At 45.6% G+C, this 23302-nt stretch carries 12 protein-coding genes; 9 read left to right on the top strand and 3 right to left on the bottom strand.

All coding sequences use genetic code 11. The features are described from left to right. The first annotated feature begins 103 nt into the window (after nucleotides 1-103). The 3 genes from BXY_RS07610 to galK are packed head-to-tail and all read left to right on the top strand — an operon-like array spanning nucleotide 104 to nucleotide 3795. Nucleotides 104-1201 (top strand): aldose epimerase family protein, encoded by a 1098-nt coding sequence (locus tag BXY_RS07610; protein WP_004307294.1) that lies wholly within the window; start codon nucleotides 104-106, stop codon nucleotides 1199-1201. Nucleotides 1202-1252: 51 nt separating this feature from the next. Beyond that, nucleotides 1253-2593, top strand: coding sequence for an MFS transporter (locus BXY_RS07605; protein WP_008644046.1), 1341 nt, complete (start codon nucleotides 1253-1255; stop codon nucleotides 2591-2593). Nucleotides 2594-2640: 47 nt separating this feature from the next. After that, nucleotides 2641-3795, top strand: coding sequence for a galactokinase (gene galK, locus BXY_RS07600; RefSeq protein ID WP_008774868.1), 1155 nt, complete (start codon nucleotides 2641-2643; stop codon nucleotides 3793-3795). Between the two features lie 127 nt (nucleotides 3796-3922). On the opposite strand, the gene BXY_RS07595 is transcribed toward galK, so the two are convergent. The 3 genes from BXY_RS07595 to BXY_RS07585 are packed head-to-tail and all read right to left on the bottom strand — an operon-like array spanning nucleotide 3923 to nucleotide 8445. Further along, nucleotides 3923-4891 (bottom strand): glycoside hydrolase family 43 protein, encoded by a 969-nt coding sequence (locus BXY_RS07595; protein ID WP_008774869.1) that lies wholly within the window; start codon nucleotides 4889-4891, stop codon nucleotides 3923-3925. Continuing rightward, nucleotides 4888-6870 (bottom strand): alpha-L-arabinofuranosidase C-terminal domain-containing protein, encoded by a 1983-nt coding sequence (locus tag BXY_RS07590; RefSeq protein ID WP_015531604.1) that lies wholly within the window; start codon nucleotides 6868-6870, stop codon nucleotides 4888-4890. Before BXY_RS07590 ends, BXY_RS07595 begins: the two co-directional genes overlap by 4 nt. A gap of 27 nt (nucleotides 6871-6897) precedes the next feature. Beyond that, nucleotides 6898-8445 carry an arabinan endo-1,5-alpha-L-arabinosidase gene (locus BXY_RS07585; protein WP_015531603.1) on the bottom strand — a complete coding sequence of 516 codons (1548 nt, stop codon included), beginning with the start codon at nucleotides 8443-8445 and terminating at the stop codon, nucleotides 6898-6900. Between the two features lie 149 nt (nucleotides 8446-8594). Between BXY_RS07585 and BXY_RS07580 the strand changes: the two genes are divergently transcribed. The 6 genes from BXY_RS07580 to BXY_RS07555 all read left to right on the top strand — a co-directional run bounded on the left by BXY_RS07580 (nucleotide 8595) and on the right by BXY_RS07555 (nucleotide 23155). Further along, a complete protein-coding gene (locus BXY_RS07580) occupies nucleotides 8595-12866 on the top strand; it encodes a hybrid sensor histidine kinase/response regulator transcription factor (protein WP_208946781.1) in 4272 nt (1423 codons plus the stop codon). A gap of 202 nt (nucleotides 12867-13068) precedes the next feature. Next, on the top strand, nucleotides 13069-16275 hold the full coding sequence (locus BXY_RS07575) for a SusC/RagA family TonB-linked outer membrane protein (RefSeq protein ID WP_032849341.1): 3207 nt from the start codon (nucleotides 13069-13071) through the stop codon (nucleotides 16273-16275). Between the two features lie 39 nt (nucleotides 16276-16314). Beyond that, nucleotides 16315-18066: a RagB/SusD family nutrient uptake outer membrane protein gene (locus BXY_RS07570; RefSeq protein ID WP_015531601.1), complete on the top strand. Its 1752-nt coding sequence runs from the start codon at nucleotides 16315-16317 to the stop codon at nucleotides 18064-18066. Between the two features lie 32 nt (nucleotides 18067-18098). Further along, entirely contained in the window at nucleotides 18099-19871 is a 1773-nt protein-coding gene (locus BXY_RS07565) for a bacterial Ig-like domain-containing protein (RefSeq protein ID WP_015531600.1), read from the top strand. Nucleotides 19872-19916: 45 nt separating this feature from the next. Continuing rightward, on the top strand, nucleotides 19917-21845 hold the full coding sequence (locus BXY_RS07560; protein WP_015531599.1) for an arabinan endo-1,5-alpha-L-arabinosidase: 1929 nt from the start codon (nucleotides 19917-19919) through the stop codon (nucleotides 21843-21845). A gap of 170 nt (nucleotides 21846-22015) precedes the next feature. Beyond that, nucleotides 22016-23155 carry an aldose epimerase family protein gene (locus BXY_RS07555; protein ID WP_008774877.1) on the top strand — a complete coding sequence of 380 codons (1140 nt, stop codon included), beginning with the start codon at nucleotides 22016-22018 and terminating at the stop codon, nucleotides 23153-23155. The last annotated feature ends 147 nt before the right edge of the window (nucleotides 23156-23302 follow it).

Here is a 23302-nt window from a genome sequence, read left to right as displayed (position 1 = left end):
TAAAGCTAAACTTTCCTAAAGCACCTGTCATATTTAGTCGGAATAATTTGTGAGTAAGAAAGAATTTCCCTTTATTTGCAGGAAATTTTTAATAATACCAGACATGAATAACACATTCCCAACAGAAGGGAATCTATCAGGGCTCAGCCGGAAAGATTTCCAAAAGGATATAAATGATAAGAAAACTGATTTATTTATCCTCAAAAACACAAAGGGAATGGAAGTAGCTGTAACCAATTACGGATGCGCCATTCTTTCTATCATGGTACCGGACAAAAACGGTAAGTATGCTAATGTAATCCTCGGACACGACAGCATCGACCACGTCATCAACAGCCCGGAACCTTTCCTAAGCACTACTATCGGACGCTACGGCAACCGTATCGCGAAAGGAAAATTCACCTTGTTCGGCGAAGAACATGAACTCACGATTAACAACGGACCTAACTCTCTGCATGGTGGACCTACCGGTTTCCACGCCCGTGTTTGGGATGCTGTCCAGATTGATGAGAGCACAGTGCAATTCAACTATGTTTCTGCTGACGGCGAAGAGGGATTCCCCGGCAATCTGGAAGTGGAAATGACTTACCGCCTGGAAAATGAAGTAAATGCACTGACTATCGAATACCGCGCTACCACCGACAAAGCTACAGTCGTTAACTTGACTAACCACGGTTTCTTCAACCTCGCCGGTATTTCCAACCCTACTCCTACCGTTAACAACCACATCGTTACGATCAACGCTGATTTCTATACTCCTATCGACGAAGTTTCTATCCCTACCGGTGAAATTGCCAAAGTAGAAGGTACTCCGATGGATTTCCGTGCTCCGCACACTGTAGGCGAACGTATCGACGACAAATTCCAGCAACTGATTTTCGGTGCAGGATATGACCACTGTTATGTACTGAACAAGATGGAAAGCGGTTCGCTCGACCTGGCTGCCACTTGCAAGGACCCGGAAAGCGGACGTATCATGGAAGTATATACCACCGAAGCGGGTGTACAACTCTATACGGGCAACTGGCTCAATGGATTTGAAGGTGCACACGGAGCTACATTCCCTGCCAGAAGCGCTATCTGCTTTGAAGCACAGTGTTTCCCGGATACTCCGAACAAACCTCATTTCCCATCGGCTACCTTGCTGCCGGGTGATGAATACCAACAGATCACTGTCTACAAATTTACGGTAGAAGAATAAGATTTGAAAAATAACTAACCTAATTTTATAAACTAACATTTTTTTTGAACCATGACACAAGAAAAAAAGAACGGTAATCTCGTCGCAATTATCACGATGTTCTTCATCTTTGCGATGATCTCTTTCGTAACAAACCTCGCTGCTCCATTCGGAACAATCTGGAGAAATGAATATGCGGGTTCGAACACTTTAGGTATGATGGGAAATATGATGAACTTCCTGGCTTACCTGTTTATGGGAATTCCTGCCGGTAACATGCTCGTTAAGATCGGTTACAAGAAGACTGCTTTGATTGCAATGGCAGTCGGTTTCCTCGGTTTGTTCACACAGTATCTTTCCAGCTTATTCGGAGCAGGTGCTGAAGTATTTGCATTCGGTGAGTATGTTATCAAATTAAACTTTGTAATCTATCTGCTTGGTGCATTTATCTGCGGTTTCTGCGTTTGTATGCTTAACACAGTGGTAAACCCGATGTTGAACCTTCTCGGTGGCGGTGGTAACAAAGGTAACCAGTTGATTCAGACTGGTGGAGCTCTTAATTCTTTGTCTGGTACATTGACTCCGCTTTTCGTAGGTGCTTTGATCGGTACTGTTACTTCAAGTACTGCTATGTCTGACGTTGCTCCTCTGCTCTTCGTTGCTATGGGTGTATTCGTTGCTGCATTTATCGTTATCTCATTTGTTGCTATTCCTGAACCACACCTTCAGAAAGGTGGAGTGAAGAAAGAAAAATTCTCTCACAGTCCATGGAGCTTCCGTCACACTTTACTGGGTGTAATCGGTATCTTTATTTATGTAGGTATTGAAATTGGTATCCCGGGTACACTGAACTTCTATCTTGCCGATTCAAGCGATAAAGGTGCCGGTATCATGATGAACGGTGCTGCTATCGGTGGTGCTATCGCTGCTATCTATTGGTTGCTGATGCTTGTGGGACGTACTGCAAGTAGTGCTATCAGTGGTAAGGTTTCCAGCCGTGCACAGTTGATCGCTGTTTCTGCTACTGCTATCATTTTCGTATTGATCGCTATCTTCACTCCGAAAGATGTAACGGTTTCAATGCCGGGTTACACTGTAGGCGAAGGCTTTATGATGGCACAGGTTCCTATAAGTGCCTTGTTCCTTGTACTTTGCGGTCTTTGTACTTCTGTAATGTGGGGTGGTATCTTCAACCTTGCAGTAGAAGGCTTAGGAAAATATACAGCACAGGCTTCCGGAATCTTTATGATGATGGTTGTTGGTGGTGGTGTATTGCCGTTGATCCAACAAAGCATCTCTGACTCTGTAGGTTATATGGCTAGCTACTGGTTGATTATCGCTGCTCTGGCTTACCTGTTGTTCTACGGCTTGGTAGGTTGCAAGAATGTAAATAAGGATATTCCTGTGGAATAATCACATAGAATAGAATTCAATTTATTCACCTTTAAAATATAAATATCATGGATACAGAATACGTAAGAAGTCGATTCATTAAACACTTTGACGGAACTACTGGATTTTTATATGCTTCTCCGGGCCGTATCAACCTGATCGGTGAACACACTGACTACAACGGTGGATTCGTTTTTCCGGGAGCGGTAGACAAAGGGATGATTGCTGAAATCAAACCTAACGGTACTGACAAAGTAAAGGCTTACTCTATCGACTTGAAGGATTATGTAGAATTTGGTTTGAATGAAGAAGATGCTCCACGTGCCAGCTGGGCAAGATATATTTTCGGTGTATGCCGTGAAATGATTAAACGTGGCGTTGATGTGAAGGGATTCAATACTGCTTTCGCAGGTGATGTGCCTCTGGGTGCAGGTATGTCTTCTTCTGCCGCTTTGGAAAGTACGTATGCTTTCGCATTGAACGAACTGTTCGGTGAAAACAAAATAGATAAATTTGAATTGGCTAAAGTTGGCCAGGCTACAGAACATAACTATTGTGGTGTGAACTGCGGTATTATGGACCAGTTTGCTTCCGTATTCGGTAAAGCTGGTAGCTTGATCCGTCTGGATTGCCGTTCACTGGAGTATCAGTATTTCCCATTCCATCCGGAAGGTTATCGTCTGGTTCTGATGGATTCAGTTGTGAAACACGAATTGGCTTCTTCTGCTTATAACAAGCGTCGCCAAAGCTGTGAAGCTGCTGTTGCCGCTATCCAGAAAAAACATCCGCACGTAGAATTCCTGCGCGACTGTACAATGGCTATGCTAGAAGAAGCGAAAGCTGATATCAGCGCTGAAGACTATATGCGTGCAGAATATGTAATCGAAGAAATCCAACGTGTACTCGATGTTTGCGAGGCATTGGAAAAGGATGATTACGAAACTGTAGGTAAGAAGATGTACGAAACTCATCATGGTATGAGCAAGCTGTACGAAGTAAGCTGCGAAGAACTCGACTTCCTGAATGACTGCGCTAAAGAATACGGTGTGACTGGTTCACGCGTAATGGGTGGTGGCTTCGGTGGTTGTACAATCAATCTTGTTAAAGATGAGTTGTATGACAACTTCGTTGAAAAAACAAAAGCTGCTTTCAAAGCTAAATTCGGCAGAAGCCCGAAAGTGTATGACGTAGTAATCGGAGACGGTTCTCGTAGAATAGAATAAGAATTTATTCGTTATTAAATAAGAAGGGCGGCTTCCGTGATGGGAGCCCCCCTTACTTTTACAAATTAACAAAAATTTAAAATCTATTACCTATTGATTGAACTAACCCTATTCATTTTGATTCTTATTATTGTATGCCCTCGGTCGTCATCTGAATCCGTTTCATTGTACCATCTTCATTATAGTACAAACGGTCGATGCAAACAGAACGGCGGAAACTACCACCTGCGGTATTGATACCGCCATTGTGGTAAATGAAGTACCAGTTTCCTTTGAATTCGATGATAGCCTGATGATTGGTATTGGAATTTCCAGCAATCTCATTCAGGATACCTTTATATTCCCAGGGGCCAGTAATACTACGGCTCATTGCATAGCAGATCTTCTCCGGAAATTCAGAAGCGTAAGAGAGATAATACCAGTCTCCACGCTTATGAATCCAAGGTGCTTCGGTGAATCTCGGCAGATGTACCGGAACAATGGGACCGTCCAGTTCAATCATATTCTTTTTCAGTTTGGCGTAATAACACTGGGTGTTTCCCCAATAAAGATACGCTTGACCGTCGTCGTCTATGAAAACTGTCGGATCAATGTCATCCCACCTGATTTTGGTATATTCGGTAGTCATGTCGTTGGTGACCAATGCTGACCCACGTGCGTCCGCAAAAGGTCCTATCGGTGAATCAGAAACAGCTACGCCGATAGATTTACCGGGAATCGTGCCATGTTCTACTGTTACATACCAATAGAATTTGCCGTCCCGCTCAATCACTTGGCTTGCCCACGCTTCCCCTTTAGCCCAACTGAAATCTTTGGCTTTCAGAGGAACAGGATGTTCCGTCCATGTTTTCATATCAGGAGAGGAAAAGACACACCATTCATTCAGCAGGTAATGTTCTTTAGGCGGAGGACATTCGTCGTGTCCGGCGTAGATATATACCTTTCCGTCATATACCATAACACCCGGATCTGCTGTATATTTATATTTAATGATGGGGTTGCCGTTAGCTACGAAAGTTGTGTCATTTTGCGCTGACAGCCCGGAAAAGGCTGTCAGCACGAATGAGCAAACAATGAATCTAATCTTAGTTATCATTTCTTCTTGAATTTATAAACCGCAAAGGTGGTCGGTTCCAGTTCGGTGGTAAATACAGTGCCTTCAATGGATACCGGAGTTTCCTGAGGAGTGATGGCAAAAGGTTGTTCAAGCGTATTATCTTTATCAAGATCAAGCGAACGAAGTTTGATGCAACGACCATCAGAAAGCACATCCTGTTTTTTCAAGCCCTCAAAGTTCAATGAAATCGGTTGAGCTGTGGCGGAAGTATTAGCCACCTTTACAATCAGTTCATTCTTATCTTTGTCATAGACTGCACTGGCAAAGAGTCCGTTTTGCCCTTCAGCTCCCGTTACATTTTTCTTGTTCATGGTAAGTGGAAGTACGTTGGTTCCTTTGTTGTGTGCAAACAGTTGCTGTACATAATAGCTTGTAGTACGTACGGAATTCAAGTTATCAAACCAAATCATGTCCGGGCGCCATTGCCATCCTTCCACGTGAGCGAAAAGCGGAGCATAAGTAGCCATGTGAACAATGTCAGCGTTGCGTTCCAAGCCTGTCATGAAGGCAGCTTCGAGCAGAGCAGCATGGTAATGATTCCATTTTTTACCTTTTCCGTGGCAGGCATATTCTCCGGCAAATACTTTCGGACCTTTACGGTCATAGTTGTCATAGCGTGCACCTTGTGCCAGGAACCAACTTTCGGGACGGTAGAAATGTTCGTCAACCAGATCGGCTTTCAGACGTTTCATTTCGGGCCACAGATAATCAAACTCTTTTCCTTCGGAATTCGGACCGGAGCTACCTACTATCTTCATATCGGGATAAACCTTACGAATGGCTTTGATGAATGGTTCGAGACGTTCAGGATATTCTTTACCCCATTGTTCGTTACCGATACCAATGAATTTCAGGTTAAACGGAGCCGGATGTCCCATATCTGCACGCACTTTTCCCCAAGTCGTATTGATGTCACCATTGGCAAATTCAATCAGATCGAGTGCATCCTGAATATAGCTGTCCAGATCACAGACTGCTACATGTGCTTTCGGATCATTGTTCTGATATTGGCAGGATAACCCGCAGTTCAGGATCGGAAGAGGTTCCGCATTCATTTCTTCGGACAGCAGGAAATATTCATAGAATCCCAGTCCGTAGCTTTGGTAATAATCCGGAAAGAAACGGTGAGTAAAAGTGTATTGCCAACGATTCTCGTTCAAAGGACGGTTTTCTACCGGACCTACGGATTTCTTCCAGTCATAACGGGTATCGAGATCAGTACCTTCTACGATACAACCACCGGGAAAGCGGAAAACTCCAGGATGAATATCTGCTAAAGCCTGTGCCAAGTCTTTGCGAAGTCCATTTTCATGTCCTTTCCATGTATCTACCGGAAAAAGAGAAACATGTTCCAAATCTACAGTTCCTTTGGAGGCAAGGAAAATACGGAGCGTAGATTTAGGATTGGTAACACCCGGTTTCAGGATGACTTGATATTTTTTCCATTCTTTAGAATCAACCGTCAGATTTTCCGAGGCAAACGCCTGACGTCCTCCCATTGATTTGGTATCGACGAGTTCGATTCGTAATGTTTCTTTTGTACCGCCTTGTGGTAAACGCGCCCAAACGGAGAAACGATATTCCTCTCCTTTTTTGACGCCAATACCAAAGAAACCTTCGTTATCCAATCCGGTATGTTTATGTCCATGCCCGGGGTCGGAAAGGCGCACATAATGCGGATTGCGTTCGAAAGGGCCATCGTCCATCAATGACACTTTTCCATAGGTATTCCATCCCATTAGATGTTGTGGAAACTCAAAGGAACGATTTTTCACCAGTTCGGCATAAAGTCCGCCGTCGGCAGCATAGTTGATGTCCTCAAAAAAGAGTCCGTACATGGTAGGTTGGATTTCTGCACCCGTTTTTTTCGTCTGTATCACCAGCTCATTGGTTTGCGCATGAAGTGCCATTCCGGCAGATAAGGCTAATGCAGCCAAGATTTCTGTGTATCTTCTCATGGTTTTTAATAAAAAATTATAGATAGTTTATTTGATTCTTTTTCCCCAGACGGAACGTCCCCGGCTGTCAAGTCCTGTAAAGAGAATGGTTTCCGTTTCATTCTCCCAATCGTGTCCTGCAAAGATAATCAGATTCTCAATTATCTCTTTGTCCGATTCTATCATTAATAGCTGTTTTTCGGTCAGAAAAGACCAATTTCCATTCATTTGCACATTTTTCCATTCATCGTCCGTCATCTCCCCCGCACAAGTTCCATTCTTAGCCAAGTTGACCCGGGTGGAAAGATTCCACTCACCATCTTTCAGTTCGCCTTCTCCCCACAAGATTTGACCGGCTTCCAGTTGACGTTCATACTTAGGTTCCTGCACACGTATAATCTCCCATTCTCCTACCAGATCGGCTTCGGTGAATTCGCGTGGAGGAGTCCCCGCATATCTTTCGGGAGAAACGACCGGCCATCCATCCGGTGTAAAAAATAACTGGCGGACGTGCAATACCATCAGTTGGTTTTGTGGAGAAAGACGTCCCTGATGTGCCATAAAATAGTTTCCCTGTCCGTCGGTGAATACTCCGCAATGTGCAGTGCCCGCCCAGCCGGGATGATTCTCAAAGCGATAGGGAGCGGTCAGTATCGGGAAGTTGTTCGTAGTGTCCTTTTCGGCTTTGCCGAAATAGTCGGTAAACGGTCCCTCGGCAGCATCGGAACGGCTGACACGTACATTGTAGGTCGTCATCAACGGGTCGTATGAAGTGAAGAGATAGTACTTCTTCAGGTCAGGGTTATAGATGATTTCCGGTGCTTCCAGATTGTCTTTACGATAGTTGGCACGGCGGGCTACCAGATGTCCCAAGTCGCCTTCATTGAGAGCCAGCCCTGTTTCCGGATTCAACTCCACGCAGTAGAGTCCACCAAAGAAAGAGCCGTAGTGCATCCACCATTTTCCGGTGATTTCATCGGCTATCACACTGGGATCGATGGCATTCATGGCAGTGGAATCATTGGTTTTGACAATACTGCCTATTTGTGTCCAAGGACCTTCGGGGGAGTTGGATTCAGCAAGTCCGATATACGAAGTCTTGCGTCCGAAAGCGGAGACACAATAGTAGAGACGGTATTTGTCTTTGTAGGGAATGATATAGGGGGCCCAGATATTGGTTGCTCCTTTTCCATCGGCATGTTTCCGCACCCACTGCACAGCTTCTTCCGGAATTTCGGGAAATGCCCATCCCAGAAACTCCCAGTGTACGAGGTCTTTGGAACGACGCATCTGAATGTATCCCAAGGGCACCCCCTTTTCTTCGGCTTCCTTTCGGTTTTCACCGAAGATGGCGTCGGTAGAATACATATAATAATAGTCGCCCAGCTTTCGGCAGGACGGGTCGTGTACGTTGTATGTTCCCCATTGGAGGTAATCTTCCATTTTGGCTACTGACAAATAATTATCATCCCAAGGATTCGCGGATGGGATCGGGCTAAACACAGCAGAGGTGCAGCTTGTCAACAAGCTACCGGCTACAAAAAAAAGGGGCATAAACAAGTTTTTCATAACATTAATGATTAGTTTGTCAATCATGCCACAAAAATACGCCCCGTTTCCCCCATTGAAGGTGGACATACGAACATGATTGGTGGATAATCCGATAACCTGCTAAAAAGAAGCCCTCTTCCGCTTTTGCGATTTGAGATTATCTTTTAACTTTGCTACTATTAATACGTACAAATATGAAAAGACACCTACTCACACTCCTTATTATATATAGCGTTTTGCTTTTTGCCGGATGGAAGAGCGTGCATGCACAGGAACGATTTGCAGATCGATACAACATCACTTACGTGACAATGAACGAGGGGTTGCCTCATAATTTCATCGACGATTTATATAAAGACAGTCGCGGATTCTTGTGGATTTCCACTGCCGGAGGCGGAGTGTCACGCTACGACGGTTATGAGTTTGTGAATTACAATCCCAACACTCCCTATTGCAAATTGAAGAGTAATTTTATTATTAATGTATGCGAAGATTCAGCTCAACGTCTTTGGATGGTATCTGAAGGAGGAACGGATATCATTGACCTAACGACCTTGAAACCGACCGTACCGGGGGATGCCAAAGGGGTATTGAAAAACATTTTGAATCAGCCGGCTGCGCACGTCATGAAAGATTCGAAAGGTTGCATCTGGCTGCATTGTGCCAATAAACTCAACCGTATTGTATTTAATGAAGAAGGAGATGTAAAAATGATCTCCACTCTCGATCCCGTTGTCTTGAACGGGCCGAATATCGCACTTCAGGATATTGACGAAGACGGTAAAATTTGGGCAGGAATTAATGGTGAAATACTTAAAGTGGATTGGGACTCACAGGGAAAACTGACAGCTACCCCAATCGCCGAATGTCTGAAATTCGAGCCTGGAACTTATATTTCCGATTTTCTTATGAAGGAAAACGAGGTATGGATTTCCACGGACCGGGGACTGTTCCGATATAATAAAAACGGGAACATCGTTAAACGATACGAACACGCCCCCAATAACCCACGTTCGCTTTCACAAAATTACCTGACCGACCTGTCTATAACCAATGACAAACAATTGATTATAGCCACCTTACGCGGTGTGAACATCTATAATCCAATGACGGACGACTTTGAGTGTATCGCATCCGGTGATCTTCAATATGGAAGTTCAAATCTGCTAAACAGTAATTTTATCAATTGCATACTGTCTGAAGAAGATCATATCTGGTTCGGAACCGAAACCGGTGGTATCAACATGCTGAGTCCACGACGATTGTCGATACGGAATTATCTACACAACAAGGAAAACCCGTCGAGTTTGTCTTACAATCCGGTGAATGCCATTTACGAAGACAAGTACGGCACTTTATGGATAGGAACTGTGGAAGGCGGGCTGAACCGGAAAGAGCATGGCAGCGAAAAGTTTACTCATTTCACCCGTGACCATGGTGGACTAAGCCATAATTCCGTCAGTGCGTTAACAGCCGATCCGGACGATCATCTCTGGATAGGAACCTGGGGTGGAGGCATCAACCTTCTCAACCTGAAAGCTCCCCGACAAGTGCTGAAAGTCATTTCTTCCCAAACAAGCAATGGATTTCCAATCGACTTTGTGGGTTCGCTGACATACGATCCTATTAATAAAGGTATATGGATTGGCGCCAATCAAGGGCTTTACTTTTACGAACCGGAAACCGGGACAATCAGTGCTCCTCTGGCAGACAGAGTGGCGGAGAGTATTCATGGCTGCATCGGTTCTATTATTGATAAAGAAGGAAAACTTTGGATTGGATGTCTGGAAGGGGTATATATCATCGACCTTCATTCCCGTTCGGCTACAGGAGAGTTCGAATACAGGCATTTGAACTACAAACTGAACGATCCCAACTCTCGTCTGATTGAAAAAATCACCTGTTTTTATGAGACAAAGGATGGCACACTCTGGCTGGGAAGTAGCGGATATGGCATTTACAGACGGACTACCAACGAACAGGGAAAGGAAATTTTCATATCTTACAGCACTCCTCAAGGATTGCCTAACAGTAGTGTGCGTGGAATATTAGAAGATGGCAACGGCTATCTGTGGATTGGCACCAATAATGGTCTTTCCTGCTATCAGCCGGAGGAGAATCGGTTTATCAATTATACTTTGCAGGATGGGTTGATCGACACTCAGTTTTACTGGAACGCTTCTTGCCGTTCGGCACAAGGTTTACTGTATTTCGGAAGTGTTGGCGGACTGGTAGCTATCGAGAACAATCGTCCTGCTATTTCTCTTCCTGCCGCCAAGGTCCGCTTCACACGCCTGCGGATCGGCAATGAGGAGATATTGCCGGAAAGCGAATATTTGCCCAAAGACATTGCTATCACTACGGAGCTACGGCTACACGAGAAGGAAAAATCGTTTTCACTGGAGTTTTCGGCACTCAATTTTGAGCCGAGTAATACGGCAACTTACAGTTACCGGCTGCTCGGATTTGATGATAAATGGGTGCAAGTGTCCGGCAACCGCCGTTTTGCCAGTTATACCAATTTACCTCCGGGCGACTACACGCTGCAAGTGAAATATACTCCCGACAGAGAAAATGAAGGGGAAAATGTGACGGAGCTGAATATTACAATTGTTCCTTACTTTTACAAAACAGCTTGGTTCATTCTGCTGATTATCATCCTCGTGCTAGTAAGCGTATGGCAATTCTATCAATGGAGAATCCGCACGCTGAAACGGCAGAAGGAATATCTGCACTGCACGGTGGAAGAACGCACTCATGAACTGGAGCAGCAGAAGCATCTATTGGAGAATCAGACGGAAGAACTTTCACGCCAGAACCAGATGCTGACCCAGCAGAATGAGAAGATTACGAGACAGAAAGCGCAGCTGATCCGAATGTCGCGTAAAGTGCAGGAGCTTACGCTTGATAAGATCTCGTTTTTCACCAATATCACGCATGAATTCCGTACGCCAATTACGTTGATTATCGGACCTATCGAGCGGGCATTGAAGTTGAGTTATAATCCGCAGGTGATTGAACAACTTCATTTTGTTGAGCGCAATTCGAAGTATCTGTTGTCATTGGTCAATCAGTTAATGGACTTCCGTAAGGTAGAATCGGGCAAGCTGGAGATTGTCAAAACACGGGGGAATTTTCTAAAATTCATTGATTCGTTAATCACTCCTTTCGAGGTGTTTGCGGGAGAAAGGAATATCGTGCTGAAAAGGTATTACAGGATGGAGACACCAGAGATTCTGTATGATGAGGAGGCAATGCGTAAAGTGGTGACTAATCTATTGAGTAATGCTATTAAATTTACGCCGAATGGAGGAACTGTTTCGCTGTATATATCTTCCCTATCATCTGGTGAAGGTGGAAAAGAATCTTTGTATATATGTGTCGGAGATACCGGACAGGGCATCCCGGAAGAGGATCTGAACCGGATATTCAATCGTTTTTACCAATCGCAAAATCAGGTGAAATATCCGGTGTACGGACAGGCGGGAACCGGTATAGGCCTTTATCTCTGCAAACGAATCGTGCAGATGCACGGTGGGGAAATCAAGGTGCGCAACAAACGCCTTTCAGGTTGTTCGTTCCGCCTTCTCCTCCCCTTGCAACGGGAAGAAGAAAAAGACGACAAGCTGATAATCATTGATTCTAACGATTCTTCGATTCATGCTACGTCCACTTCCGAAACTCCTAAAGAGAAAGAGGCTTTGACGATTCTAGTGGTAGAAGATAATGTGGATATGCGAGGATATATCCGTTCCATCCTCCATGAACATTATAATGTATTGGAAGCGGCGAACGGAGAAGAGGCATTGCATATTCTAAACAGCAATCCGGTAGACTTTATCATCAGTGACTTGATGATGCCGGTGATGGACGGTATCGAACTTTCCCGTCGGGTGAAAGACGCTTTCGCCATTTCACACATTCCTTTCCTGATGTTAACTGCCAAAACTTCACAAGAGGCCCGTTTGGAAAGCTATCGTATGGGAGTGGATGAATATTTATTGAAACCTTTTGATGAAACATTGCTATTGACACGTATTCAGAATATCTTGGAAAACCGGAAACGCTATCAGCGCAAATTCACGCTCAACATGGATGTGGATGTGCTGAATATGGAGGAAGAATCGGGTGATAAGAAGTTTCTGAATCAGGTGATGGAGGTGATCAAGGAGAATTATAAGAATTCTTATTTTGAGGTCAGTGATTTCAGTGAAGCTGTAGGGGTGAGCAAAAGTTTACTGAATAAAAAGTTGCAAAGTCTCATCGGACAATCTGCCGGACAGTTTATCCGGAATTACCGATTGAATATAGCACGCGAACTGATTCTGAAGAATCGGGAAACAAAGAATATGAATATTGCGGAAATAGCTTATGAAGTAGGGTTCAACGATCCTAAATACTTCACCAGGTGCTTCACCAAATACTTTAATACGACACCGAGTTCACTGCTTAACAAGGAAGAATAGTTTTACCTAAAAACAATAATTCTGCATAATAAGCTGTATTTTTTACACTTAAAACTTTTTATCCACCTCTAAAATACGTTTGTCCACCCTCATTTACAATCAATGCCATACTTTTGTCATGCAATCGGTGCTCAATCCTTCGGGAGAGCACCATGCATTTAAAGTTTAATCTAATATTAATATTATGAAGAATGACAAGAAAATGGCTGTCGTATCGTGCATAGCATTGCTTAGTATGTGTGCCTTTGGCGGCATGGTGGTGTATCCTACACCTGCAATGGCTATCGTGGCACAATCTCCGACTATCAAGGTTCGTGGTCAAGTGATCGACGAACAAGGTGAACCCATGCCAGGGGCTACCGTCAAGATTAAAGGTGGACCAGGCGGAACCGTTACCGATTTGGACGGAAACTTTCAACTGGAGGTTCCCGGAAACACTATCCTTCTGATTAGCTATGTGGGCTTCAAGGAACGTGAAGTGGCTGTTCGCAATCGTGCCATTATTGAAAGCATCCAGTTGCAAGCCGATAATAAGATGCTTGATCAAGTGGTTGTCGTGGGTTACGGCACACAAAAGAAATCCGACCTAACCGGTTCTGTTGCCGTAGTAGATGCGGAAGCCTTGAAACAGACATCAAACTCCAACATCTCCACCATGCTCGAAGGTAAGGTTTCCGGCGTGCAAATCACCTCCGACGGACAACCCGGAGCCGATCCTACCGTTCGCATCCGTGGTGTCGGTTCTTTCGGCGACACCTCTCCTCTTTATGTTATCGACGGTGTCCCCATGGGAACTTCCATCCGAGATTTCTCTTCAAACGATATTGAAACCATCCAAGTGCTGAAGGATGCTTCGGCTGCTGCCATCTACGGTTCGCGCGCTGCTAATGGTGTGATTATTATCACCACCAAACGCGGACAAAAAGACCAACCTCTGAAAGTGGATTACAATGGATACTTCGGTGTGGATAATATTCCTAAGGATGTCTATGATGTAATGAATGCTGACCAGTACAGCCAGTACCTCGGTCAGGCGGCTGCAAACTCCAACACTCCGTTGCCAACGGGATACAAACTTGACAGCCAAACCGGAAAATACCATTTCCAAGATGACACCAACACCAACTGGTTTGACGAAGTATTCAAAACGGGGATCCGTCAAAACCACAATGTGAACCTCTCCGGAGGTGGTGCCCATAACACCTATAATATATCATTAGACTATTTCAACCAAAAAGGAACTCTCGAAGGTGCCGGCCCTAACTACGAACGTTACACAGCACGTGTCAACAATACCATGGAGACTAAGTTCATAAAATTCCAGACCAGCCTTGTTTACTCTCATTCCGACCAGGACAACATGGGCTTGTCAAATGCTTCCGAATACGTTCAAGGTTTGTATGGCGACGTAACCAATGTGCTGCGCGGCACCTTGATGATGCAGCCCACCATTAAGGCATATGATTCTTCTACATGGGTACTTGATAACCTGGTGGGAATCGCCAACAACTTTAATTATGACGCTTACGGCTATGGCGTATACTACGATACCGTGCATGGTGATATCTCCGCTTCCAACCCGTTGCTGGTAAATAACCTGCTGCAACGCAACACCCGCGTGGATCGCTTCGTGGGAACCGGATCTGCCGATGTGGATATCCTCAAGATGATTGGAGTTGATAACAAAAATCATAAGCTCAACTATAAAGTCAACCTCTCTTACAGCAAAACCCATTGCAAGGACTTTACTTGGATTCCCGCATGGGTGCAGAGTAACCGTGTGTACTTGTCCAAAAGCAACGAACGACTCACCAAAGGGTCGCGCGACTATTCAGATGCTTTGATAGAGAACGTGATTACTTACGATGGCACGATAGGCAAGCACCACATCAACGTATTGGCAGGCCAGACTTATGAAGAAGAAGACACCGACCTGCTGACCGGATGGGGAATCAACTTCACCGAACCTTATTTCCTACAGCTCCAGAATGCTTCCGACACGTATTCTGAAAGCTACGAATACAAACATTCCATCCTTTCTTACATCGGTCGTATCAATTACAATTATGATGACAGATACTTATTCTCGGCAACAGTGCGCCGGGACGGCAGCTCGCGCCTGACCAGAAATATCCGTTGGGGAACTTTCCCCTCCGTCTCTGTGGGTTGGCGCTTCGACAAGGAAAAATTCTTCCCCTTCGACCAAAATGTCGTAAACCTGTTCAAGGTTCGTGCCAGCTATGGTGAGCTCGGCAACGAGAATATAGGTGAGTATATGTATCAGGCTGTCATGTCGCGCAACAACATGACTTACAATTTCAACGGTAACGTGGTGACCGGTTCTGCTGTTTCCACTTTCGTGGACAATAACTTGGCATGGGAGAAAAAGAAAACCTACAACGTGGGTATCGACCTCGCCTTATTCAACAATCGCTTGGAGTTCACAGCCGAATGGTACAAGAATACCAGCGAAGACCTGTTGTATGCTGTACCTGTTCCCGAACAAGCCGGTGTATCTAATACCACTGTTACTATGAATGCCGCCTCAATGAACAACTCCGGTTTTGAGTTCTCGGCTACCTACCGCAACCGCGATCGTGACTTCAAATATGAACTTTCGGCCAACCTCAGCACATTGCGCAACCGTGTGACTTCGTTAGGCTTTGGTACCGACTCTTACATCTCCGGAGCATACATCACCAATGTAGGCCAGGAAATAGGTCAGTTCTATGGCTGGGCATATGAGGGTATTGTCCGCACGCAAGAAGACTTGGACAATCACGCTACTCAAGAGGGTGCCCGGATTGGCGACTGCCTCTATAAGGACGTAAGCGGACCGGACGGTAAACCCGACGGTAAAATAGACGCCAACGACCAAGTGGTGCTGGGCAGCGGTATGCCTAAGATACATTTCGGTCTCAATGCCCGTTTTGAGTACAAGCGCTTTGACCTGAGTATTGCTACCTTCGGTGCGCTGAACTATCACGTCAGTGACGACATCTACAACTCACTTAACTCTTGCTACGGCTGGGGAAACAAAGAGGTGGGTATGCTCGATGCTAACCGCTTTAGCGAAGACGGCAGCACTTACCTTTCCAACGTGCCACGCACCTACGTCACCAACAGTGCCAGCTTGGGTTGGAACGACCTCTTCAGTTCACGCAAGATTCAGAACGCAGCCTACTGGAAGATTGCCAATGTAGAGTTGGGTTACAACTTCCCTAACGAGTGGTTCGGTAAATATGTATCTGATGTACGTTTCTATGTGTCAGCACAGAATCTCCACACATTCACCGGCTATCACGGTTATAATGTAGACTATGCGGGAGGTACTTTCACCCCGGGATACAACTTCTGTTCTTATCCTACTGCACGCACTTTCATGTGTGGTGTTCACTTTACATTCTAATCGTTACTATCTAGTACCTAAATACTAAAAACATATTTTATGAAACTATATAAATATTCACTTGCTCTCATTTTGGGATTTAGCACGCTGGTTTCTTGCAGTGACAAAATGGATCTGTTGAATCCTAACCAGCAAACCTCAAGTACTTTCGGCTTTAATGCCGATGATTTGGAGGAAAGCGTGATTGCTGCCTACAACCACATCCGTATGGAGGGTTCCTATGCCCGTGTAGGCTACACCATCGACGTGTGCCGTGGCGATGAAGCCTGGAACTCTTCACAAGTGTGGCACATGCCTTTCGATGACCTTAACGCAGAAGTTACCTCGGACATCACGTGGTGGCCTTGGCGGGAGTGGTACTACACCATCAACGTGTGCAACTTCGCCATTTCCCGTTGCGGTGAGGACAACAGCCAACTTTCTAATAAAATGAAACGCATCAAAGGACAAGTGCTTTTCCTACGCGGCCTGTCGTACTACAATCTGGTTGGTTATTATCAGAATCCGCCCCTCATCACAGATTATGCCACCTATTCTTCGTTGGACGGACTTTATACCTCCAACAGCACCTACGATGCCGTACTAGACCAGGTGGAAAAAGATTTCCACGAGGCGATGGAATTGCTTCCTTCCCGTGATGAAGGTGGCGAATGGGCAGGAGGACGTGCCACCTGTGGCGCTGCGGCAGGCTATTATGCCCGCGCCCTCATGATGCGCCAAAAATACAGCGATGCACTCACGGTGCTGAAAGACATCATCGGCAAGAAATACGGCACCTATCGACTGATGCTCAACTATGGTGATAACTTCCGCGAAGGTTCGGCATACGAGAACAATGCGGAAAGCCTCTTCGAAGTGCAGTATCTTGACTATGGTTCGCAAGGCACCGATGACGAGTGGACTCCGGTAAATACAAGTCCTAATGCCACACAAGGATCGGCCATTGAGAGCAACTTTGGTCCCGGTAACTATGGCGGTTGGGCCGACATCTCGGCTTCGCCCTGGCTCTATCAACTCTTCAAAAGTGAACGTACTATCAATGGCAAACTCGACCCAAGACTCTATTGGACCATCGGAACCTACGAAAACGACTGGGCGAATTTCGAGTATGGCAATGTAGCTTATACGCACAAACTTACAGCCACCGACAATATGGTGACCAACAACACTTACGGTGGTCTGCCGATCGCCAAATTCACGAATCTCCGTACCGGTCTGTACAGCACCATCGTTACAGGCTTGCACGATGGTATCAACCTGCGCCTGATGCGCTATTCAGATGTGCTGCTCCGCGCTGCCGAGTGCGAGAATGAAGTCAATGGTCCCACACAGCAGGCTATCGACTGGATTAACGAAGTGCGCAATCGAGCTGATTTGCCCGACTTGGAACTTTCCGACTTCAACACGGCTGACAAACTCTTTGAGCAGATTGCCAACGTAGAGCGTCCCAAAGAATTCGGATGCGAATTCGGCCGAGGCTTCGACCTCATCCGCTGGGGCTTCTTCTATGACAGCGGCCGCTTGCTGCAACTCAAGGAACACGGCACGGTACGTCGCTCTACAACGGGAGTAAAGAATCCTGTGAGCTACAGCGATGTAGCAAACGATCCCGAACTGAAGAGCACTTTCGATACCTACATATCGGGACACGAATTCCTGCCCATTGTGCAGCAGTTGATGAACAACAACCCGAATCTGAAAGGCAACTCCGCCAACTATAGTTCAGATAATTCCACTTATTTCCGGGAAAGCGGATGTAAAGTGCGTCCGGTTGTTAATTTAAGCAAGTAAACAAACTTAGAGACCTATTAAATTTCAAGACAATGAGAATACTAAAAAAGATAGCATACGCTTGCTGTTCCGTAACCTTTGGATTACTGACACTGACAGGCTGCACGGATGGCAAACTTTATGAGGTAGACGCCCCCGACTGGATTTCTGATAAGATACAGGAAATTGAGGATTCGAAGAAACAACCGGAAGATGAAGAACTTGAGGGTATGCAGGAAGATGTGTACACCATCGGTAATACGGATTTCACCTCCGGTTTCTGGAGTGCTTTCTCCAAGTATTACGTGGTACCTGATGGCGAGAAGTGGAATGCAGTGTTCAAACTCCATATCAATCCGGCCGATAACACGTATTACAAGAATTATGCCATTGTAGTCACCAACGATGTGGATCGTGGAGGTACAGGATACACTGAATATGGAGCTATCCGTTTTGACTTCGCAGCAGCCCTCAATTCCGAGTGGGGCACTTATATCGATAGGCAATACATCTCGAGTACGTTGATTTTCAGTCCCGACAACGACATAGATGCCAATGTGCAGAAATTAGGCGGCAAGGTGACACTTACCGTAGACCGCACCAACGAAAGCGCTTTCACCATAAAGATGACCAACGGCGAGGTGACCAAGACTTACGAGCAACCATATAAGGAAGAAAATCTGAACGCAGATGCGAGCAATACCAATATCCGCTGCTTCTTAGTTCCCGAAGGTTCTTACATCGACTTCTTGCAAACCAACATCGTCCCTATAGGCGGCCTAACATCTGCTCTAGACAAGAATCCGGTATCGATGGTACTGCAAGATGTACCCGAACTGGTCAACGTAGGTACTCCGCTCGAAGAGGCCATGGCCAATGTCTCGGCCATCGTTACCTTTGAAGAGGGAGTGACCAAAACTGTGCCGGCTGCCGAACTCACTTTCTCTGCCATCCCCGATATGGAGCAACCGGGCGTGAAAACTCTTGTGGTTATCTACAACAAGACCTTAAAGGGTGAGAATTGCGATAAGCCGATTATGGCTAATACCACCTTTGAAGTAGTGGAACAGATTGCATCCATCGAGGTGACTACCCCACCCTCGCACACGCAATACTATTATTACAGTTCGGCAGCTACTGAGAGTCTGGCGAACCGGACGATGGCCTTCGACCCGACAGGTATGGTGGTTACGGCAACTTACACCGACCAAAGTACAAGAATCATCGACAACGCAAGACTCAGCTTCTCCGCCGTTCCTGCCAAGACCGGTTCTCAGACTGTTACCATTACGGCTGGAGAAGGAATCACCGCAACGGTAGAGGTTACCGTCTCCAAATCTACAACTTCTGAAGTGAGGAACACAGCCAATATGGTAGGAACCGAAAACAACTCAACGGGCTTCGGGGCAGCTTTCTCAGACTACTTCAATATACCTATGGGAGAAACAAAGTCCATCGCCTTCACCAATTACAGCAATCTGGCTAACTACTGGAACAACTTCGTTGTAGTTCTCCGTAAAGCCAATCATATGGACGAATACGCATTTGTTCGCGCCGACAACTGGGGATCGGGCAACGGATATGGCGCCTGCGTTCACAACGGAACACAAGGCGACTTGAACACTTGGCTTGCCGGCATGAATGGAGCCAAAGTCACGGTCTACGTAACCAACTGCGGTAATGGCACCGCCGACGTTCAGGCAGTGATGGAGGGTACTACAGGTACAACTTCCACTCAATATTATTTAGGTATCAATACAGTGAGCCCCGACGACCTGCACTTCGCACTGACCGTTGACGGCTGTCATCTCGTCTTCAATGAATAAGAATAAGAGAGGTTCACAATTAAATCATTTTATCATCCATATCAAATGAAAAAAATAACATTATTCTTCATGTCCCTGCTGACTGTCCTTGCTTTTGCAGCTTGCTCCGACGGGTTGGACAATATCGAATACGATAGAAACAGCGGTATAACCATAGCCACTGCCCAAGTCACTGCAACCACAGGTACCTCGCTGACTGTCACTGCATCGGCCACCGGCAATATCGACCAGATAGTCAAGAAAGGCTTTTGCTACAGCGTCAATGCTCAGAATCCAACCATCAAAGATAACATAGTGGAGGCCGACGAGAATTTCAGTGCCACGATTTCCGGCTTGACGGGCAATACCTCTTACTATATCCGTGCTTATGTCTACGGTAACAGCCGTTATACCTACTCGGATGCGTTCACTGCAACCACAGAAAGCCAAAGCCTTGACGAACAGCTCAAAAACTACGTGGCACCCGCCTATGAGGACAACTACGTGGACATAGCCGCCTGGAACCAACGCAGTAGATGGAACTTGGCTAACGTTCATGATCCCACAGTGATGAAAGCTGATGACGGATGCTATTATATGTATCAGACAGATGCTTCTTACGGAAATGCACACAGTGGAAACGGACATTTTCATGCAAGACGTTCCAAAGATCTGGTAAATTGGGAATATCTGGGAGCTACAATGACCGAAACCCCTCCCACATGGATTAAAGAGAAGCTGAACGCCTATCGTGCGGAAATGGGACTGGAACCTATCGATAGCCCTTCTTATGGTTATTGGGCACCGGTTGCCCGTAAAGTTGCCACTGGCAAATATCGTATGTACTACTCCATCGTGATTACTAACTATATCAAAACGGGGAAACCGGAAATAGAAAACAATGGAAACTTTGACGGTTCATGGACTGAACGTGCTTTTATCGGACTGATGGAGACTTCCGACCCGGCAAGCAATATCTGGGAAGACAAGGGTTTTGTTGTCTGCTCTGCCAGCGATAAAGGCAAAACGGACTATGGACGCGTAAGCACCGGTGACTGGAACGGTTATTTTAAGATCAATGCTATCGACCCAACCTATATTATTACTGAGGACGGAGAACATTGGATGATCTACGGCTCATGGCACAGTAGCATTGCTGCCCTGCAACTGAATCCCGAAGACGGTAAGCCGCTCCACGCCCTAGGCAATCCGTGGGACATCACAGGTGAAAACAACTCCGGTTATGGCAAAATTATCGCTACCCGCGGCAATAGCCGTTGGCAAGCTTCGGAAGGTCCGGAAGTGATTTACCGCAATGGTTATTATTACCTGTTCCTCGCTTATGGTACACTAGCGGTAGAATATAACACCCGTGTCTGCCGCTCTACCAACATCGACGGCCCGTATGTTGATATGGACGGTAACTCAGCTATGGGAAGCGGAGAACTCTATCCGATACTGACAGCACCTTACAAATTCAACAACAGCTACGGATGGGTAGGTATCTCCCACTGCGGTGTTTTCGAGGATGGAGAGGGCAACTGGTTTTATACTTCACAGGGACGCTTCCCGGAGAATGTCGGAGGGAATGAATATTCCAACGCTATGATGATGGGACACGTTCGCAGTATCCGCTGGGATGCCAACGGCTGGCCTTTGGTGATGCCGGAAAGATATGGAGCTGTGCCGCAAGTGCCTATCACGGAAGAGGAAATTGCCGGTAACTGGGAACATCTGTCTCTGACTTCCTCCACTGGTACTCAAAGAACATCTGAAACTCTGACTTTTGATGCCGGTACGCATAAGATTACTTCCGGCAGTTGGAAGGATGCATCGTGGACATTCGATGCAGTTTCACAGACGATTACGACTAGTGCCGGAGTAGTGCTTTATCTACAAAGAGAAGTGGATTGGGAAGCTAGTCCCAGAACTCATACTATCGTTTACGCTGCACAAGGAAATAAAAAGACTTATTGGGGAAAGAAAGTTCAATAAACGCCCATTGATATGCTTATTAAAACTGCTTCTTGAATCTTGATATTCAGAAGCAGTTTTTTCTCTTTTATGCTGCATAACATACAAGAGTGTATTTGATACACCAAACAAAAGTGTTACTTTTACACCCAAAATAAGATAAATATCTCATTTACATTAAAAATAAAACCATGAAAAAACATTTTCTACTTGCAGGATTTGCCGCGCTGATGCTGGTTGCGTGCAATAACAAGCCGGCTTCCGAGCTGACCTTGTCCGGTCTTGATCCGGTAAAATTTCAAACAGAAGTGAACAATGCCAAAACAGCTCTTTACACCTTAAAGAACAAGGCAGGCATGGAAGTATGCATCACTAACTTCGGAGGACGTATCGTGTCTGTCATGGTACCCGACAAGAACGGTAAGATGCAAGATGTAGTTTTAGGTTTTGACAGCATTGCTGACTATATTAATGTACCCAGCGACTTCGGTGCTTCTATCGGACGCTATGCAAACCGTATCAACCAAGGACGTTTCGCATTGGACGGCGACACGATCCAACTGCCGCAAAACAATTTCGGCCACTGCCTGCACGGAGGTCCGAAAGGTTGGCAATACAAAGTTTATGAAGCTAATCTGATTGATCCGACAACGCTGGAACTGACACTTGTCTCACCGGACGGAGACGAAAACTTCCCGGGTAATGTGACAGCTAAAGTGACTTACAAACTGACTGAAGACAACGCTATCGACATCAAATATAGCGCAACTACCGATAAAAAGACGATCATCAATATGACCAACCACTCTTACTTCAATCTGGCTGGCGATCCGTCAAAAGCTTCAACCGACAATATATTGTATGTGAACGCAGACTATTATACTCCGGTAGACAGTACCTTTATGACCACAGGCGAAATCGCTCCGGTGAAAGACACTCCGATGGACTTCACCACTCCGAAAGCTATAGGCAAAGAGATCGACAACTACGATTTCGTTCAACTGAAAAACGGAAAAGGATATGACCACAACTGGGTACTCAACACAAAGGGAGATCTTTCGCAAGTTGCCGCAAAACTCACCTCACCTGAAAGTGGCATTACTCTGGAAGTATATACCAACGAACCGGGTGTACAGGTTTACACAGGAAACTTCCTCGACGGAACCGTAACCGGAAAGAAAGGCATCGTTTACAACCAACGTGCTTCTGTGTGTCTGGAAACACAACATTATCCTGACAGTCCTAACAAGGCAGACTGGCCTTCTGTTGTACTGGAACCGGGACAAACTTATAATAGTGAATGTATTTTCAAATTCTCTGTAGAGAAATAATATTAACTCATAAATCATATTTATTGTGGAAGCATTAGATTGGCTAGTAATCGGAGTCTTTTTTCTGGCTCTGATCGGTATTATTGTTTGGGTAGTCAGACAAAAACAAAATGACTCGGCAGATTATTTCTTGGGCGGACGCGACGC

It is taken from the genome of Bacteroides xylanisolvens XB1A, from assembly GCF_000210075.1.
Classification (GTDB): domain Bacteria; phylum Bacteroidota; class Bacteroidia; order Bacteroidales; family Bacteroidaceae; genus Bacteroides; species Bacteroides xylanisolvens.
The sequence above is the reverse complement of the archived record's forward strand: the minus strand, read 5'-3'. Positions and strand labels throughout refer to the sequence as shown.

Excerpts from the sequence above, each read along its gene's own strand:
- BXY_RS07610 (WP_004307294.1), top strand. The coding sequence starts at position 104 with ATGAATAACACATTCCCAACAGAAGGGAATCTATCAGGGCTCAGCCGG.
- BXY_RS07605 (WP_008644046.1), top strand. The coding sequence starts at position 1,253 with ATGACACAAGAAAAAAAGAACGGTAATCTCGTCGCAATTATCACGATG.
- galK (WP_008774868.1), top strand. The coding sequence starts at position 2,641 with ATGGATACAGAATACGTAAGAAGTCGATTCATTAAACACTTTGACGGA.
- BXY_RS07595 (WP_008774869.1), bottom strand. The coding sequence starts at position 4,891 with ATGATAACTAAGATTAGATTCATTGTTTGCTCATTCGTGCTGACAGCC.
- BXY_RS07590 (WP_015531604.1), bottom strand. The coding sequence starts at position 6,870 with ATGAGAAGATACACAGAAATCTTGGCTGCATTAGCCTTATCTGCCGGA.
- BXY_RS07585 (WP_015531603.1), bottom strand. The coding sequence starts at position 8,445 with ATGATTGACAAACTAATCATTAATGTTATGAAAAACTTGTTTATGCCC.
- BXY_RS07580 (WP_208946781.1), top strand. The coding sequence starts at position 8,595 with ATGAAAAGACACCTACTCACACTCCTTATTATATATAGCGTTTTGCTT.
- BXY_RS07575 (WP_032849341.1), top strand. The coding sequence starts at position 13,069 with ATGGCTGTCGTATCGTGCATAGCATTGCTTAGTATGTGTGCCTTTGGC.
- BXY_RS07570 (WP_015531601.1), top strand. The coding sequence starts at position 16,315 with ATGAAACTATATAAATATTCACTTGCTCTCATTTTGGGATTTAGCACG.
- BXY_RS07565 (WP_015531600.1), top strand. The coding sequence starts at position 18,099 with ATGAGAATACTAAAAAAGATAGCATACGCTTGCTGTTCCGTAACCTTT.
- BXY_RS07560 (WP_015531599.1), top strand. The coding sequence starts at position 19,917 with ATGAAAAAAATAACATTATTCTTCATGTCCCTGCTGACTGTCCTTGCT.
- BXY_RS07555 (WP_008774877.1), top strand. The coding sequence starts at position 22,016 with ATGAAAAAACATTTTCTACTTGCAGGATTTGCCGCGCTGATGCTGGTT.